This is a genomic window from uncultured Cytophaga sp. (genome assembly GCF_937863595.1).
GTDB lineage: Bacteria > Bacteroidota > Bacteroidia > Cytophagales > Cytophagaceae > Cytophaga.
In genome coordinates, this window is sequence record NZ_CALMGQ010000102.1 from 1 (window position 1) to 19,005 (window position 19,005).

Consider the following 19,005-nt stretch of genomic DNA (forward strand, 5'->3'; position numbering starts at 1 on the left):
CATAAAGCCAGGCCTAGTCCAGTACCTTCGTATTTGTCTTTTGCATTTAAACGGACAAAAGGGTCAAACATTTTAGATACCGATTCATTCGAAAACCCAATGCCATTGTCGCTTATGCTAATTTTCAAATATTTCAATTTAATCAATTCTACATCTTGATATGAAATATGTATTGTACAGGACTCATCCTCTTTTGAAAATTTCAAGGCATTCAAAATCAAATTATAAAACAATTGATAGATTAAAACTTCAATTCCTTCAACATTCGGAAATTGCTGGACATATATTCGTGCATTTTTTTCTAGAATTATTAATTCTAAATCTTTTTTAATTTCTTCAATAATTAGATTTATATCTACGCTAACCAATTTAGAGTCTAGATTTGTTAAGGTAGAATATGTTAATACACCGTCTATCATAGATATCATTCTATTGGTAGCCTGTTGTATTTTTTCTAAATAGATATGTGCTCTTTCTGGTAAGCCCGCAGAATATTCATCTTGAAGCCTACCACAAAATATTTTAACTTTCCGAACAGGTTCTTTTAAATCATGACTGGCAACATGTGCAAATTGCGATAAGTCTGTATTTGTTTGCTTCAATTCAGCAGTACGTTCTCTAACTTGGCGGGCTAGTTCTTCGGAAAATATTTTGTGTTCTGTAATATCGAGTATCATCCCAATAAGTCTTGTGGGCTTATTTTCGTCATTACACAATACCTTACCAAACGATTTCACCCATCTTATTTCTTCATTGGGCGAAACAATACGGTATTCTGCATTGTAAATACCTCCTTGATGTATGGCTTTTTTTAACGCTGCATTCCTTACCTTAACATCTGTTGGTAAAATTTTCGAAGTGAACTCTTGATAAGTTGGTTGATAGAATTCTGAATAACCAAATATTTTCTTGTATTGGTTATTACATTTCATTACATCGGAATCAATATCCCATTCATAATGACCAATCTCTCCAGAATCTAAAGCCAATTCAAGCCTATCCGTTGTAGATTGGAGCTCTTTTTGACTACACTCCAATTTTTTTAGATATAAAACATCTTCGGTAATATCTTGTAAGACACCATTAAATCGAATCAATTCCTTATTTTCATTAAACCACGATCTACCCTTAGCGTTAAGATACCTGCGCTGTTTAGTAATCGGATGTATGACAGCATATTCAATATTATACAAACCACCTGAAGAAAAACTCATTGCTTTTGCAATAGCACTGGTAGCATATTCTACATCTTCTGTATCAATTGATTTAAGAGCCTGTTCTAAATCAAAAGGTTTATCTTTAGGTAGTCCAAACCACTCCTTTAATCTATCGTTTGCATCAAACGTATTTGTATGCGGATTAAAATCCCAAGTCCCAAATTCAGCAGCATCTATAGCAAAGCGTAGTTTATCTTCACTCTCTTCGATTCTTTTTAAATTAGTAACCGCCTGGGTAGTTTCGTTAACAACTACCAATACCGCTCCGATGGTACCGTCTTCTATAAATACTGGACTATAGCTAAACGTCCAATACACATCTTCCATCTTACCATTACGATGAATAGGAACCAACAAATCTTCATCCCATGTAGAATCGCCCTTATAGACGCGTTCAATCATAGAAGAAACATATACCCATACCTCACCCCAAAATTCTTCGCCCTTTTTACCTAAAGCTCTTGGGTGGTTTTCTTCGTTCCCCAAACTCGGTCTATAGGCATCGTTATAAAATTGTATACGATCATTTCCCCAAAAAAGAATCATGGGAAATTTTGAATGCAATAAGATACTTAATGTTGTGAGTAAACTTTGAGGCCAAGTTTCAAGTGGACCCAAACTCGTTTTAGACCAATCGTAGTCAAGAATTCTGCGTGACATTTCACCTTCCGCAGATAAAAAATTTACATACTTGGAGTTAATAGATCCAGAAATTAAATGCATTCTGCTTATGAATTAATAAGTGAATATACGTATAAAATTTTAATTTAATATATTCAAAAACTCATTTTTATTCGAAGCATTCGAAGCATTCGAACTATTTGTTACAACATGCACCAGGCATATATCAACTTTTTCATTGGAAAGTCGACATTTATTTATAAGTAAAATATTTTAATAAATGGCAGCATCCAAGTTCGAACAACACGTGACGTTGCATGATAAAGACTAAAACCGAAAAATTAGAATCTTTTATCATACAGCAGGATTAATAAATTCCAATTCTGCCATTTGATATTCAATCATTTAAACAATATATTTGTTAACCATCTTAATTGCACACTTAAACAATATTACCTTGTCCTTTAATCCAACCTTTCTTCCTATACAAAAAGCACCTTGGTTTGTTTATATTATTAAATGGATCTTGATTAGTTTTTTAATTGGAATCCTAGCTGGTTCTGCATCTGCATTCTTTTTAGAATCGCTTGAATGGATTGGTAGTTATCGCGATAAAAATTATTGGCTTTTATACTTATTACCGATAGGTGGTTTTATTGTTGGAGCATTCTATTATTATTGGGGAAAAGGAATTGAATCTGGAAATAACTTATTAATTGAAAATATTCATGAACCAATAAAACCTAGAATCCCTGTGAAGATGGCTCCAATGGTTTTAATAGGTACATTATTAACTCATATTGTTGGTGGTTCTGCGGGCAGAGAAGGAACAGCTATTCAAATGAGTGGCTCACTATCCGATCAGCTCACACGCATTATCCATCTATCTATAGAAGATCGAAAAATAATTTTATTGGCTAGTATCGCTGCAGGGTTTTCTTCTGTATTTGGAACACCATTAGCAGGTGCAATTTTTGCTCTTGAAATTTGTGTGATTGGAAAGATTCGTTATCAAGCATTAATTCCAGTCTTATTTTCCGCACTTATTGCCAATTACATTACAACAGATTTTTGGATGGTTCATCATACAGCCTATCACATAGCTATTATTCCCAATTTAACAGGTCCATTTTTTCTCTATAGCATTGTAGCAGGTATTTGTTTTGGACTAACGTCTTTGTTGTTTATTAAAACAATGGAACACCTATCAAAATTATTTAAAACAGTATTTCCCTATCCACCTATCCGCCCCTTTGTAGGTGGAATTGTATTAAGCTGTATCTTTTTAATTCTTTTATATTACTTTAATAATACAAAATTTATTGGTTTAGGAGTATCAGGGATTGTTGATTCGTTTCAACAACCTGCTCATAGTTATGATTTTCTATTAAAATTATTTTTAACTGCATTAACGCTTAGCTGTGGGTTTAAAGGTGGTGAAGTAACACCGTTATTTTTTATCGGTGCAGCACTAGGCAGTGCATTATCCATAATCCTTCCCATACCAACAGCACTACTAGCAGGAATGGGTTTTGTTGCGGTCTTCTCAGGTGCTACAAATACACCCATAGCGTGTATTTTTATGGGCATAGAATTGTTCGGAAGTGCTTGTGGCGTCTATGTTGCAATCGCTTGCGCAATAGCCTATATCTGTTCTGGACACGTGAGTATTTATACCAGTCAGATTGTAGGAGAAGCAAAAAGCGAAGAACTTAAAAAAGACGAAAAAATAATGTTAACGAATTTGTAGACTAGTTACTAGGGTCGAGTTACTAGGTAGACGACTAAATACCTATTTTATCGATACATGCATAATTCTACTTTATCAGTTTGTACTTTGGCGTAATTTATTAGCAAGTGGTTGGTCGAAAAGACAAAACGGCAAGCTACTGCGGCAATTCAAATTGTACTGGTTATTCCTACTTTATAAAATAACAATTAGGAATAATGTATTATTTTATAATAAATCCTATTTGCATCTCACAACTATAAACTATTCATCCTATCACCTCGCATCATCTTCTTTACCTTATCTCCCCTAGTTCCGCGCAATCGTTTCCATATACTTTCACGATCAACAATTGAAACAAAATCTTCTACATGTGCTTCCTGTTGATTTATGTTTGGTTCAATGCGAACAACAGTTTTTAACGTATCATATACAATTGGAATAAAGTCTACCGGAATCTTTAATTCTTCGTTGTTTAAACTGTAAACAAAACTTGACTGTGCAATATCGGTTGCAAAAGCAACTCTTTTGAACTGGTTTTTTTGAGCAATTTTATACGAATAATATAAATTCTCCGTACTGTGTTCTGCTTGTGTATCCACAAATACATGCTCTTTAGGAATACCAAGTTGAATGGCGTACATAGCCATAATCTCTGACTCTTTGTACGGAGTATATACAGCACCGCCAGAAAATATAACATTTTTCGCAAACCCATTTTCATATAAATACCAAGCCCATAAAACTCTGTTTTGCACAATCGATGTCATACTATCCTTAACATGAGGAAAACCAGGAACGATCACTGCATCATATGGAGCATTTGCCTTAGCTGCTTCAAAATAAATACCTGGGTCGGTATAATATCTTCTATTTACAAATGCGCAAGCATTAAAATAAAAGACGCTTGTAAATAATATCAAACGAATTTTCCAATCTTTCATTTTACTTCTGTTACTAAACCGTATAAACTTTACCCTCAACAAAGTACCATACATCCTTTACCTTTTTAAAAGTAGAATACTCATGATGTATATTCTGTTTGTTTTTAGCATCTAAATAATATGCTTTAAATTCAACGTATCCTTTCGTATCCTTTTCCAATCCTTCTGAAGTAGAAATGATTTCCAATTTCTGCCAGTGAGATGTACTTGCCCATTCTCCGATAGATTTTACATTGTATAAGGAACGCGTAGAAGTATCCGTTGTTTGAATGATATATGAAATTTCGCATTTAACATACGCCACATATCTAGAACGCATCAATTGCTCTGCAGTTAGAGGATATGCATTCATACTTATGTATTTAGCGCAGCAATCCATATATTCATTACCAGTTCCACACGCACACAATTCCATACTAAGTACCGAACAAATTATCAATTGATTTACTAAGTCCTTATAAAAGAGCTCTTATAAATATACAAAAAAACCTCTTCTTAAGAACAATACAAGTTCCGAAAATGTTTAATATATTGTATACATGACGGGCACAAAAAAAACATACACACTTGAATTGGGATTGATTTTCTTAAAGAAAATTTCAAAGAATAATTCCAGGGAATGGTTTGCTAAAAATAAAAAACAGTATGAACAAGCGCATGCTGAACTTGTTTTATTTGCAGATGCAACCCTCTTAGAAATGAACAAACACGATTCTTTAGAAACAATTTCAGGTAAAAAAAGTTTGTATCGAATTTACAAAGACACCCGATTTTCAAAAGAGAAAATTCCGTATAAAAATCATTTCAGCGGTTCATTTAAGCGGGCTTCTAAAGAACGCAGAGGAGGTTATTATTTTCACATAGAACCTAATAATACGTTTGTTGCTGGAGGATTTTTCTCACCAAATGCAGCCGATTTATTGCACATTCGAAAACATATTTCTTCTGAACCCAAAAGATTAAAGAAAATTCTCAATCAAACATCCTTTAAAAATACTTTTCATGAATTGGTTGGAGAGGAAGTCAAGACCGCGCCAAGAGGATTTGACGTTACAGATGAAGCCATCGAATTGATTCGAAAAAAACAGTTTATAGTAAAGCATACCTTTTCAAACGAAGAAGTATTGGACAAAAATTTCCATATAACCGTTTCTAATACGTTTAAAAAAATGCGACCGTATTTAGATTATATGAGTGAAATTTTAACAAGCGATTTAAATGGGGAGGAATTATAAAAAAAAAACACATAACCAGCATTTGATTAAGTGTTTTTCATAAAGAATATAAAACGAAACCGTTACTAACTTATCCTTTTAATATTGCAGCTAGTTTTTCTTTTTCAACAGGTGCACATTCATCATCACCTTTCATGATGATTCTTTTTGCTTCAGCACTTGAAACTGTTAATATCAATTTTCGGTATTTAGCCCGGATTTCGTAATCGAATAGAGTTGCTTTCATGCTACAAGGTACAATTTTTAAGAAAAGATGCCAACAAAAATATATGTTTGAAGTCATTTATGTACCAAATTTATTCAAATAAGGCTATTTGAAGTGCATAAACCGTATTTATAATGAAAAATCAGTAGCTTTAATAACCAAATGATCAGCCATGCACGAAGTAACTTTAAATACCCCAGCCCTATTATTCCCAACAATTTCTCTTTTGTTACTTGCGTATACAAATAGATACATAGCTATAAGCAATCGCATTCGTTCCTTACATAACCAATATCAAACAGAAAAATCGAATGTAATCATTGAGCAAATAGGCATTTTAAAAAAACGTATTTTTTTAATCCGTAACATGCAATTACTCGGAATTGCCACCATGTTTATCTCCGCATTATCAATGTTTTTAATTTTTTACAACTTAGATAAATGGGTATATATCGTTTTTGGATTGAGCTTAATAACCATGTTATTATCCTTGGCATTGTGCGCAGTAGAAGTCTATTTGTCGAACAAAGCGCTTTTGATACAAATAAAAGATGTAGAGCATTTGATAGAGAAGTAGTTTCTAGGTACTAGTTACTAGTTTCTAGATGAATAAATTTATATTCTAGAAACTAGCAACTGGAAACTGGCAACTAAAAAATTTCCTTCACCACCTCATCAAAACCTTTACGTACACGTGGTGCGATCTCTCGTGATTTAAAAGGTTCTTCTAATTTTTCTGCTTCATCTAGATAACCTAGTGCAATAACACAGAGTACATTCTCTGTATCAGACAATTTCAATACTTCTGTTATTTTCGTTTTGTCGAAACCCGCCATCGGGTGTGTAATGATATCCATTGCTGAGGCCTGCAACAATATATGTGCATTCGCCATGCCTAAATCATGCTCTGCATATGGATTTGGTTTGCCAGAAGCACTTAATGTAGTGCGTGCAATAGCAACGATAAATCCAGCAGCTTTTTTATTCCAAGGTTGGTTACCTGGCAATAGACAATCAAAAATTGCATCGAAACCAGCACTCCCTTTGAGAGCAAATCGATACAACCACGGCTGTTCATTGCTTGCACTTGCAGCCCATGTAGCTGCTTCTAGAATGGTATGGATGGAATCTTTACTTATACTCTTATCTGAAAATGAACGTGCACTCCATCTCTCTTTAAATAATTCTAAAATAGGTTGTTTGGTTATTGCCTTATTAATATGAGCCATATTTTGATACGTTTATTTACAAGTATTAATCTACACCATTAATGGTACGTTTGCAAGAGAATATTCCAAAGCTCCGTTTAAAAGAAATAGTATATGAATCTATTAGCAGTTTGGAATTTGTTTTTTGTTATTTGGAATTTCAACTAGTCATTGGTACTTCCATCAACAAGAACTCTGCATTGGTATCAGCCTCAATACGTACTTCTTCTACATTCCATATACCAAAACCATCACGTGTATTTAAGAGTTGACCATTCACACGTATGTCACCAGTTAAATCAAACACATACAATCCGTTTGCCTTATCCTTCATTTTGTATACTTGACTGTGCTGTGCATCAAATGTTGCCAAATGAAACCATGCATTTTGGTGAATCCAAACTCCTGCATCATCTGCATTTGGAGAAAGAATTTGTTGAAAGGTATTATGTCTATCTTCTGCTTTCAGCGTAATTTGATCGTAACGTGGTGTTACATTTCGTTTATTTGGATGTACCCAAATTTGTAAAAAACGAACTTCATTTTCGGTATTCTTATTATACTCACTGTGCTGAATTCCTGTACCGGCAGACATCACTTGAACATCTCCATTTTTAATTACCGTTACATTCCCCATACTATCCTTGTGTTCTAAGTCACCTTTAAGAGGAATACTAATAATTTCCATATTGTCGTGTGGGTGGGTACCAAAACCCTTTCCGCCAGAAACAATATCATCATTTAATACCCGCAAGACTCCAAAATTCATGCGTTCGGGATTATAATAATTTGCAAAACTAAACGTGTGCTTGCTATGCAACCAACCATGATTGGCATCTCCTCGTGTGCTTGCTTTATGTAATACAGTATTTTCCATATTAGTAGTAGATTGTGTGTTTGGTATGTGATTAAAACCTAAATGCTCGATTGTGTTACTTGAATCATGTTCTTTTTTCAAAACGGTAGCGACGGCTGATCCTGATGCAATAAGTCCTGCTCCCATCAACCCTTTCTTAATAAAATCGTTCCTGTCCATATAAATTGAAGGTTTTACCAAATATACATGTTTAAACATCTAATTTATATATTTCGTTCGTTTTGGGTACGAATATAAGAATTAATCCCAACTGCTTAGATTAGGAACGGACGTTTAGAAAAAAAGGGTCGCTTTTGAACATACGTTACCCAGAACAAAGGAGAATATACGACCTTATTTTAGTAATTTTTTATTATTCCCCAACCAATATGATTGCAGTAACTCAAGTGATTAAATCATAAAAAAAAGAGTTACGTAAAATTCATGTCAAAAATAAAAAGGTCTGCACCTCTCCAGATGCAGACCTCACTGAACATTTGATACTATGGTGTTCTAACATTCCATAGTACACTTAAAAAACTACTTCAACAACCTTTAATAACTCTTATTTTTTAATCAACACTTTTTGATACTGTAATTCATCGTTTGAGAATTTCAATAAATACATACCCGATGCATATTCGGAAAGTGAAATATGTGCATCTCCACCAACGTTTTGTTGGTATATGCGCTTACCGGATGCATCATAGATTTCAATCAATCCTGCTTCTATGCCATCAACCTGAACGGCATCTGCAAAGGGATTCGGATACACATTGATATTCGCAATTTTACTCGAAACAATACTTGTTGCGGTACATGCTGCAATGCTTGACTTCGGAGTGATACCTGTATTGCCACCCGAACATATATTACAAACATCCAAGCTTGCAGTACCACCAAAATCACCATGACAATCTTTGGTACAGGCGTCTATGCTTGTTGTACCTCCTACACACGTTTGACAATTGTCTAAATATGCCGTACCACCTGGTACACCTGCACAGTCTGTTGTACACGCTTCTTTGCCTGTTGTTCCACCAACACAGGTTTTACAATTGTCAAGTACGGCAGTACCGTTTGCGACACCAGCACAATCCAAACACGAATTTTCTACTTTATTGCAACCGCAGTTGCCTGCTGCCTTTTTATTTGGGTCGGTTGGACACGCATCTGTTTTGTCTGCTACATAGCCTGCTGGTTTTGTACATGCAAGCTGTGTCACTGCAGGATCGCCAAAGCCATCACCGTCGGTATCGGCATACCAAATCGTTTTGCCTTTAATATTCTTATCTAAGGGCGCGCAGTCGTCTGCGTTTAATACGCCATCGTTATCCTGATCGGGATCGATGCAATCGGCAATGCCGTCTTTATCGGTATCAAGTGTTACCTTACCCGTTGTGCCGCCAACACAAGTCAAACAGGCATTGAGCGTTGCTGTACCGTTTGCTACACCCGCACAATCCAAACATGAGTTCTCTACTTTATTGCAACCGCAATTACCTGCTATTTTTTTGTTGGGGTCGGTCGGACAAGCATCTGTTTTGTCTGCTACATAGCCTGCTGGTTTTGTACATGCAAGCTGTGTCACTGCAGGATCGCCAAAGCCATCACCGTCGGTATCGGCATACCAAATCGTTTTGCCTTTAATATTCTTATCTAAGGGCGCGCAGTCGTTTGCATTCAAGACGCCATCGTTATCTTGATCGGGATCGATACAATCTGCAATGCCATCTTTATCGGTATCTAATGTTACCTTACCCGTTGTGCCGCCAACACAAGTCAAACAGGCATCGAGTGTTGCCGTACCATTGGCGACACCAGCACAATCCAAACACGAACCTTCCGCTTTATTACAACCGCAGTTCCCGGCTACTTTTTTATTTGGGTCCGTCGGACACGCATCTGTTTTGTCTGTTACATAGCCTGCTGGTTTTGTACATGCAAGCTGTGTAACTGCAGGATCGCCAAAACCATCGCCGTCGGTATCTGCATACCAAATCGTTTTACCTTTAATATTCTTATCTAAGGGCGCGCAGTCGTCTGCATTCAAGACACCATCGTTATCCTGATCGGGATCGATGCAATCTGCGATGCCATCGTTGTCGGTATCTATCGTTGCACTTCCTTCTGAACAGCCACAAATATTTTTGTATAAATAATCTGCTGGCACTATGGATTTAGGAATCAATGCATGAGACCATTCAAAGATAATATTGGCACCGCCCTTTTCTTCAAAATAATCCAATTCAATCGGATAATTTACACCCGCTTGAAGGGTTATTTTTCCTGAATATTCAATATCCCAATCACTGACCCATTTATCGATGACTAGCTTGTTATCAATCATCAATCGTCGTCCATTATCTGAGGTGATGTAAAAAGTGTATTCTCCAGAAACAGGTACATTGATATTTCCTTTCCACTGTGCACTAAAATTATCAACGGGTATTTTCGGATCGGGCGAACCATTCCCCCAATTAAAATCAATCCTTGCATCGGTTCTACATACTTTAAAGGTTTCGAAATTTTGTCCTTCATAATAAAAAGCAGACAATCCAATTCCGCTGCCGCCAAAATCAAGGCTTGCTTTAAAAAATGTTGCGGCATTGTTTGGGTCGTCTCCAGATAAATCTTCGTGAAACTCTGCCGCCCCACCCGTATCGTCATCGTGCATTTTAAGATGAATCCCCCAACCATTCGTCGGCTGTGGCTTTCCGCCGATCTGATTCCAAGGAATTGCAATTTCCATTACATACCCTATATCTGTACCTGAATTATTATTTAATAAGCCATTCAGTTTATAAGAAACAGAAATATTTTGTGGAGTAATGTTTTCCCAGACATTGGATGCATTAACTTTACTAAATAATGTCCCTCCTCCAATATTGAATAAAAATTTATACATACCAGAGCACAAACCTTTACAGCTTTTATTTTGAGGATCCAGATATATTTCAACACCATCGTCATCCCATGCTACAGTTGGGGAATCGGCCCATAATTGTTGATCTTTCACATCACACAATACATATAGATTTTGATCGTCGTAAGAAATTTTTGTACTTAGATTACTGGCTGATTGAGAACCTATAAAAATTGATGAGGCTGCGTTCCACGTTGCTTCATTCGAAATTCCATCCACGACAATGCTTGCTTTAGGAGCGTTCATGGATTTTATAATCCTACCTTGTATTGTCCATATTCCACCCGGACCAGCACCTGCCGTATTTAAAGAACTTACAAGAATAATGGTTGAATCATTTAGCACTGCCATTGCATTCCATAAGGCATTTCCTGTTGCAGGTATCCATGGAAAAGGTGTTGATTTACGAGAAAAATCTTTTGCTTCGTCTGTACCAATGTATACTTCTGTAAAAGCATCGTTCCCATTTATTCTACCTTCTGAGCTCTGTGTAGACAATACTGTTTCACCAGAAGGAAGTTGTATCAAATACGGTGCACCAGCATATACAGCACTTCCCAATGCATAATCACTTCGCAAAGCTCCCCAACGTCTATTACTATTCCAAAGTGCAGCACCTTGTTTCCAATTATCTGCAGTTGAAGAAGTAACAATCGATGGTTTAAAATCTCCGTTCAAGCCATTATCTTCGATACAATATGCAATACCTTTATTATTTTGTAAATACACGGGAACGGGCATCCCATCTCTATGTCCAGCTCTATACGAAACAGTTGTATAATCGCTCCACGTCAATCCATTATCAAACGACCGATACATACTAATTTCTTGATCGGCATTATTTCGATACGGATTTTCATTTGCAAAATACAATTGAATTTCTCCTGTAGGCAGTTGCAACAAAGACGGCTCCCAGCAGCCATTTTGAAAGGTATTGTCTGCGGAATAGATGAGTCGTTCTTCGATCCAAGTATTTCCATTGTCTTTCGAAATTTTTGTTTTAATGATATAAGGAACAGAATTTTCCGTCATGGGTCTGCCGTTCCACGCATATACCAACCAGCCATTTGCAAGTGTCACCAATTCCGCATTGGTATTGTTGTACCCATCTTCGTGATGCACCAATACGCGTGTATCCCAGGTCTTACACTGGTCTGAACTCCTACGAATCCAAACATCCGGACCATCACTATACACTAAGGAAAATTGATTGTTATGAATGGGATGAATACGCGCATAGACGCCATTATTGACCTGCTTTGCCGTTTGATAATCCCAAGCAATACGAATACCTTCTTCAAATGCAAACGCATTCAAATTGCTTAGTAAAAAAATAAATACAATACCTATGCGTTGAAATATGTTTTGTCTTTTCATTTTGCTATACATTTAATATCCATATTAAATCTATTTCCTTTTAATTATAGGTACAATGCCCCAGCTTTGATATGACAGGCTTTCTGCATTTATTGATCGAATCAATGGCGCAAAATATATGATTCCATAAATAGTATCATTCACATAAACATGTTTTCTGCAAGCTCGTAAGAAGAACATAATCCTGTCATCATTTTAATTCATACCATCTCGTATTTGAGATTCGTCCAATCGTTAAGAATGGTTTGTCGAAAAGATACAACCATGCCGAATTAACACCGTACTGAAATGGATTTAGATTTGGCATAAAAACGGAATAGACGGTCGATAGAATCTATTCCGTTTTACACATTGATTATTTTTTAATCAACACTTTTTGATACTGTAATTCTTCGTTTGAGAATTTCAATAAATACATACCCGATGCATATTCGGAAAGTGAAATATGTGCATCTCCACCAACGTTTTGTTGGTATATGCGCTTACCGGATGCATCATAGATTTCAATCAATCCTGCTTCTATGCCATCAACCTGAACGGCATCTGCAAAGGGATTCGGATACACATTGATATTCGCAATTTTACTCGAAACAATACTTGTTGCGGTACATGCTGCAATGCTTGACTTCGGAGTGATACCTGTATTGCCACCCGAACATATATTACAAACATCCAAGCTTGCAGTACCACCAAAATCACCATGACAATCTTTGGTACAGGCGTCTATGCTTGTTGTACCTCCTACACACGTTTGACAATTGTCTAAATATGCCGTACCACCTGGTACACCTGCACAGTCTGTTGTACACGCTTCTTTGCCTGTTGTTCCACCAACACAGGTTTTACAATTGTCAAGTACGGCAGTACCGTTTGCGACACCAGCACAATCCAAACACGAATTTTCTACTTTATTGCAACCGCAGTTGCCTGCTATTTTTTTATTGGGGTCCGTCGGACACGCATCTGTTTTGTCTGTTACATAGCCTGCTGGTTTTGTACATGCAAGCATTGTAACTGCAGGATCGCCAAAACCATCGCCGTCGGTATCTGCATACCAAATCGTTTTACCTTTAATATTCTTATCTAAGGGCGCGCAGTCGTCTGCATTCAAGATACCATCGTTATCCTGATCGAGGTCAATACAATCTGCAATACCATCGTTGTCTGTATCAAGTGTTACCTTTCCCGTTGTTCCCCCAACACAAGTCAAACAGGCATCGAGTGTTGCAGTACCGTTTGCGACACCAGCACAATCCAAACATGAACCTTCCGCTTTATTGCAACCGCAGTTGCCTGCTGTCTTTTTATTTGGGTCCGTCGGACACGCATCTGTTTTGTCTGTTACATAGCCTGCTGGTTTTGTACATGCAAGCTGTGTCACTGCAGGATCGCCAAAGCCATCGCCGTCAGTATCTGCATACCAAATTGCTTTGCCTTTAATATTCTTATCTAAGGGTGCGCAGTCGTCTGCATTCAAGACACCATCGTTATCCTGATCGGGGTCAATACAATCTGCAATACCATCGTTGTCTGTATCAAGTGTTACCTTTCCCGTTGTTCCCCCAACACAAGTCAAACAGGCATCTAGTGTTGCTGTACCGTTGGCAACACCTGCACAATCCAAACAGGAACCTTCCGCTTTATTGCAACCACAGTTGCCTGCTACTTTCTTATTTGGATCCGTCGGACACGCATCTGTTTTATCTGCCACATATCCTGTTGGTTTTGTACATGCTAATTGCGTTACCTCTGGGTCGCCAAAGCCATCGCCATCCATATCTGCATACCATATCGTTTTCCCTTTGATGAGTGGATCCAACGGTGCACAATCATCTGCATTCAAGACACCATCGTCATCCTGATCGGGGTCAATACAATCTGCAATACCATCTTTGTCTGTATCAAGTGTTACCTTTCCTGTTGTACCACCAACACAAGTCAAACAGGCATCGAGTGTTGCCGTACCATTGGCGACACCAGCACAATCCAAACACGAACCTTCCGCTTTATTACAACCGCAGTTCCCGGCTACTTTTTTATTTGGGTCCGTCGGACACGCATCTGTTTTGTCTGTTACATAGCCTGCTGGTTTTGTACATGCAAGCATTGTAACTGCAGGATCGCCAAAACCATCGCCGTCGGTATCTGCATACCAAATTGCTTTGCCTTTAATATTCTTATCTAATGGTGCGCAGTCGTCTGCATTCAAGACACCATCGTTATCCTGATCGGGGTCAATACAATCTGCAATGCCGTCTTTATCGGTATCAAGTGTTGTCTTGCCTGTTGTCCCCCCAACACAAGTAGTGCAAACATCCAACACTGCGGTACCAAATTCAACACCTGCACAATCTTTGAACGGTTGCGCTTCAAACCAATTGATATTGAATAAGCTTCCTGCAGCACCAGTAAATGTTAAACGAAGTGTTTGAAGTCCAACCGTTGGAAGATTTATTTCCGCGGTTGTTGTTTTCCAAGTCTGCCATCCACCCGTAGCTGTTACTGAAACCGTTGCAAGGCTTGTGTTTCCAGATTTAAGTACAATATTTCCGCCTGCTGTAGCACTTGCCGTGCGGAATGTAAACGTATATTTCCCAGCTTTATTTACATAGGTATTAAATTCAATCCAATCTCCATTTTCTATATAGGATACATTTTCTCCACCACCAACATCTGTGGTGGTTTGCTTTTGAATACCAAATGCGTTTACATATTTTTCAGCTTCAATTTTTCCAGGAATGTAAACCGGTAAATTATCGGTATTAGTACCAACAAAATCGAAACGCCATTTTTGATTATCCCCATTTAAATATTCCCATTGAAAAACAGTGGCACCATCAGCTGTACTTCCACCAGCAACGTCCATACCTTTACCACTTTTTTGATTTACTATTTTATAATATCCATCATTTTGTCCAGCATCCAAAATAGCCCACTGCTGTGTATCTCCATTCCAGCTAGACCATAGCCCAAGTTTATCACCATTATTGACACCTGCGCCATTTATTTCAACTACCATATTCTCGTTTAGAATAGGTGACAAATAATAAATTCCGTTTGATTTCTTCAATTTAAAATACTGACTTTGAGCAGAAGTAAATGTATTTTGAACCAAGAAACTTCCATTCGCAATCGTACCACTAACATCTAATACCTTTTGCGATTTTTTATTTATGATTTTATAAATACCACCATCTACCAAATCTAAGTCAAGGGAAGGTTTCCCTTCTAAACCGTATGGACTCACTAAATCAATGTAATCAACTTCAACAGAATTTGTATTCGTCCCTATTCGGATCGTATTTAATCCTTTATTTAATTTCACAAATATATCCGTAACATTCGCAGAGAATAATCCCCAAGGTCCTGTGTCAGAATGCTCAATCAATCCGATAAAATTTCCATTCACAAAAATTTTCTGTTGTGCAAAATCTCCATTGTTTGCATAGTTCAATCGAAGAATATATTCACCCGAATAACTTGCATTAATTTTATTAAATTCTAAATAACTATCCGCAGCACTTAAATAACCGATATACTTCCCACCAGAAGCACTGGCATTGGAAAGAATCTGCGCATTATTTACGATAGCAGATTCTGCTTCATAACGCACCACTACAGGAGGGCTTTCAACTTGGGTAATAATGATATCATCTATACTACACCAAGTAGATGCACTAGCAGATGGCGGAGCATGTAAACCCACATCTAAAGAGGTATTTGTTGCACCCATTTTTACATATAAATACATAAACGGAAATGGAGATACACCTTTGTAGATAGAGGCAAATTGATATGCTCCGCCATAATTATCTACATACAATCGTGCATCTCTACCACCTGCATTGATACGTCCTTCAATTTTGTATGTCGCACCTGGAATTAGCCCTGTAACTGTTTGAAATAATTTCCCTTCTGAAGTAGCACCTGTTGTATTGATTGTACCTTTGTACTTACCTGTTGCAGCAAAACATGCTTGTGTTGCATCGTTACATTGCTTTTCATTCCAAATACTAGCCGTTCCACTTTTCCATGTTTTCCAACCAGATAAATCACCATTTTCAAAATCCCAATTGTTTGTAGCAATTTGAGGCACCGTTCCAGATGTTGTTTTAATAGTATACCCCAAACTTGTAACTGTACCACCAAAAGCACGAATAGAGGCTTCTGCATTTTGTTGATACATGTCAACAATTTCATCGTATTTCCATTCAATTTTGTAGTTTGCTTTAATGCTAAATGCATGCGCTACATCATTAATCCACACACCTACTCCATTGTTGTAAATATCATCTTTGAATTTTTGTGGTGTACCAGCCATCCCTTTTATAATTCCAAGTAATCCACCAACTGCAGAAGCAGTACAATCTCCATCACCACCAGCTAAACTTGAAATTTTGAGCGTAGTTATGTAATCGTTATTGCCATACATAATGGATAAAAATGCAGTACCGTTGTTTACATCCCCCAACATCATTACGCCATCATAACCTACAGCAAATGGAGGTCTCCAATAATTTTTCCACAAATCTTTTACCGCAGCTCTCCAATCATTTGGATACTTATTTTTAAGCATCACACAGATATCATACATTTGCCTCGGACGAGAGTTTCCTGGTAAAATATTAACAGCTTTTTGAATTGCAGTTCTAATATCCGTTTCAAAGAAAGCCATGGAGTGTGCTGCGGCCCAATAATAACCCCATGTTACACATTCACCTTCACCGGTAATGCTTGAAAAACGTTCCGTAAATTCCAACGCTTTGTTTGGCATACCCGGAAAAGCAGCACCCATCATTTCATGTTCGATATAACATTCCGGCAGCCAGTGACCAGAGTTTCCGTGATCTCTATGCCCGCATTGTGGTGCCATTAAATTTTTATCTCGCATTACTTGCATGGCTCCTTCTCCACCACCAAAATCGCTAACCTTCTTATTAAGCCACTCATTTTTTATATCTTCATAGGAAATAGATAATCCATGTTGATTCAATAAATATTGATTAAAGAAATCGATGTGCTGATCGTCATCTGAATTTATACGGCCTTTCCCTGCAATCCATGGTGCATAATTGTATTCATCTTTTGTTGTTCCTCCCAGCGTGCCATTCATCAAAATAAACCAATCTTCTGGCAAGCCAAGTATGGGCTCTTTAGGCAAACGCATTGTGGCACCTGGCTTATAAAATCCATCAGGTGTATTGTAATAATTCAGATATTCATAACCCGTTAATACACCACCTATACTCCCTAGGACCATCGCTAAGGTCTTGTCACGATATTGTTCTTTTGTAAGCGTTTTCGTTTGTGAAAACACAGGCGTTAGGACTAAAAAAATCAGTATTGCAACAAGCACATTTTTACACCTAGTCCAATTTCTATCTTTTTTCATAATAGTTTTTTTTACCGTCCAATTAACTGATTACTTCTTAATAAGTACTTTTTGATACTGTAATTCTTGATTCGAAAATTTCAATAAATACATCCCCGATGCATATTCCGATAACGAAATACGAATAGCCCCACCAACATTTATTTGATATACACGTTTGCCAGAAGCGTCGTAAATCTCTATCAATCCTGCTTCTATACCATCCATTTGCACATCGTCCGTAAATGGATTTGGATATACATGTATGTTTGAAATTTTACTTGCGACAATACCTGTTGCCGTACATTGTGCGACACTTGTCTTCGGAGTAATACCTGTATTCCCTCCTGAACATACATTACAAACATCCAAGCTTGCAGTACCACCAAAATCTCCATGACAATCTTTGGTACATTCCTGTTTGTTTGTCGTCCCCCCTATGCAAACCTGACAGTTATCAAGCACGGCGGTACCATTTGCAACACCTGCACAATCCAAACATGAACTTTCTATTTTATTGCAACCACAGTTGCCTGCTACTTTTTTATTTGGATCCGTCGGACAAGCATCTGTTTTATCTGCTACATAGCCTGTTGGTTTTGTACATGCAAGCTGTGTTACTGCAGGATCACCAAAGCCATCGCCGTCCGTATCTGCATACCACATCGTTTTACCTTTAATATTTTTATCCAATGGTGCGCAGTCGTCTGCATCCAATACACCATCGTTATCATCATCGGTATCTACACAATCTGCTGTACCATCGTTGTCCGTATCAAGCGTTACTTTACCCGTTGTTCCTCCAACACATGTTAAACATGCATCAAGTTTCGCTGCACCGTTTGCAACTCCTGCACAATCCAAACATGAACTTTCTACTTTATTGCAACCACAGTTGCCTGCTACTTTTTTATTTGGATCCGTCGGACAAGCATCTGTTTTATTTGCTACATAGCCTGTTGGTTTTGTACATGCTAATTGTGTTACTGCAGGATCACCAAAGCCATCGCCGTCCGTATCTGCATACCAAATCGTTTTGCCTTTAATATTCTTATCTAAGGGCGCGCAGTCGTCTGCATTCAAGACGCCATCGTTATCCTGATCGGGATCGATACAATCTGCAATGCCGTCTTTATCGGTATCAAGTGTTACTTTACCCGTTGTACCGCCAACACAAGTTAAACATGCATCAATTTTCGCTGTTCCATTTGCAACACCGGCACAATCCAAACATGAACCTTCTATTTTATTGCAACCACAATTGCCTGCTACTTTCTTATTTGGATCCGTCGGACAAGCATCTGTTTTATCTGCTA

The 19,005-nt window shown here is 37.5% G+C and carries 12 protein-coding genes; 3 read left to right on the forward strand and 9 right to left on the reverse strand.

The genetic code is table 11. From position 1 onward, the window contains the following. On the reverse strand, positions 1 to 1,940 hold a 1,940-nt coding region (locus Q0543_RS09560), incomplete at its 3' end, for a PAS domain-containing protein (RefSeq protein ID WP_299251893.1). A gap of 316 nt (positions 1,941 to 2,256) precedes the next feature. Between Q0543_RS09560 and Q0543_RS09565 the strand changes: the two genes are divergently transcribed. After that, on the forward strand, positions 2,257 to 3,588 hold the full coding sequence (locus Q0543_RS09565) for a voltage-gated chloride channel family protein (RefSeq protein WP_299251895.1): 1,332 nt from the start codon (positions 2,257 to 2,259) through the stop codon (positions 3,586 to 3,588). 236 nt (positions 3,589 to 3,824) lie between these two features. Here Q0543_RS09565 and Q0543_RS09570 read toward each other — a convergent pair whose 3' ends face one another. Next, positions 3,825 to 4,511 carry a YdcF family protein gene (locus Q0543_RS09570; protein WP_299251896.1) on the reverse strand — a complete coding sequence of 229 codons (687 nt, stop codon included), beginning with the start codon at positions 4,509 to 4,511 and terminating at the stop codon, positions 3,825 to 3,827. Between the two features lie 13 nt (positions 4,512 to 4,524). Further along, positions 4,525 to 4,926: a YchJ family protein gene (locus Q0543_RS09575; protein WP_299251899.1), complete on the reverse strand. Its 402-nt coding sequence runs from the start codon at positions 4,924 to 4,926 to the stop codon at positions 4,525 to 4,527. 124 nt (positions 4,927 to 5,050) lie between these two features. Between Q0543_RS09575 and Q0543_RS09580 the strand changes: the two genes are divergently transcribed. Further along, a complete protein-coding gene (locus tag Q0543_RS09580; protein ID WP_299251901.1) occupies positions 5,051 to 5,746 on the forward strand; it encodes a DUF2461 domain-containing protein in 696 nt (231 codons plus the stop codon). Positions 5,747 to 5,816: 70 nt separating this feature from the next. Here Q0543_RS09580 and Q0543_RS09585 read toward each other — a convergent pair whose 3' ends face one another. Beyond that, the gene (locus Q0543_RS09585) at positions 5,817 to 5,972 is read right to left on the reverse strand and encodes a hypothetical protein (protein ID WP_299251903.1); all 156 of its coding nucleotides are present in this window, start codon (positions 5,970 to 5,972) and stop codon (positions 5,817 to 5,819) included. Positions 5,973 to 6,123: 151 nt separating this feature from the next. Between Q0543_RS09585 and Q0543_RS09590 the strand changes: the two genes are divergently transcribed. After that, positions 6,124 to 6,528: a DUF2721 domain-containing protein gene (locus Q0543_RS09590; RefSeq protein WP_299251906.1), complete on the forward strand. Its 405-nt coding sequence runs from the start codon at positions 6,124 to 6,126 to the stop codon at positions 6,526 to 6,528. Positions 6,529 to 6,601: 73 nt separating this feature from the next. Here the strand turns inward: Q0543_RS09590 and Q0543_RS09595 are convergent, their stop codons facing one another. The 5 genes from Q0543_RS09595 to Q0543_RS09615 all read right to left on the reverse strand — a co-directional run. Continuing rightward, positions 6,602 to 7,180: a nitroreductase family protein gene (locus Q0543_RS09595; protein ID WP_299251908.1), complete on the reverse strand. Its 579-nt coding sequence runs from the start codon at positions 7,178 to 7,180 to the stop codon at positions 6,602 to 6,604. A gap of 139 nt (positions 7,181 to 7,319) precedes the next feature. Next, positions 7,320 to 8,195 (reverse strand): pirin family protein, encoded by an 876-nt coding sequence (locus Q0543_RS09600; protein ID WP_299251911.1) that lies wholly within the window; start codon positions 8,193 to 8,195, stop codon positions 7,320 to 7,322. 385 nt (positions 8,196 to 8,580) lie between these two features. After that, entirely contained in the window at positions 8,581 to 12,318 is a 3,738-nt protein-coding gene (locus Q0543_RS09605) for a PA14 domain-containing protein (protein ID WP_299251913.1), read from the reverse strand. 355 nt (positions 12,319 to 12,673) lie between these two features. Then, positions 12,674 to 17,710 carry a carbohydrate-binding protein gene (locus tag Q0543_RS09610; protein WP_299251916.1) on the reverse strand — a complete coding sequence of 1,679 codons (5,037 nt, stop codon included), beginning with the start codon at positions 17,708 to 17,710 and terminating at the stop codon, positions 12,674 to 12,676. A gap of 30 nt (positions 17,711 to 17,740) precedes the next feature. Next, on the reverse strand, positions 17,741 to 19,005 hold a 1,265-nt coding region (locus Q0543_RS09615; RefSeq protein WP_299251918.1), incomplete at its 5' end, for a T9SS type A sorting domain-containing protein.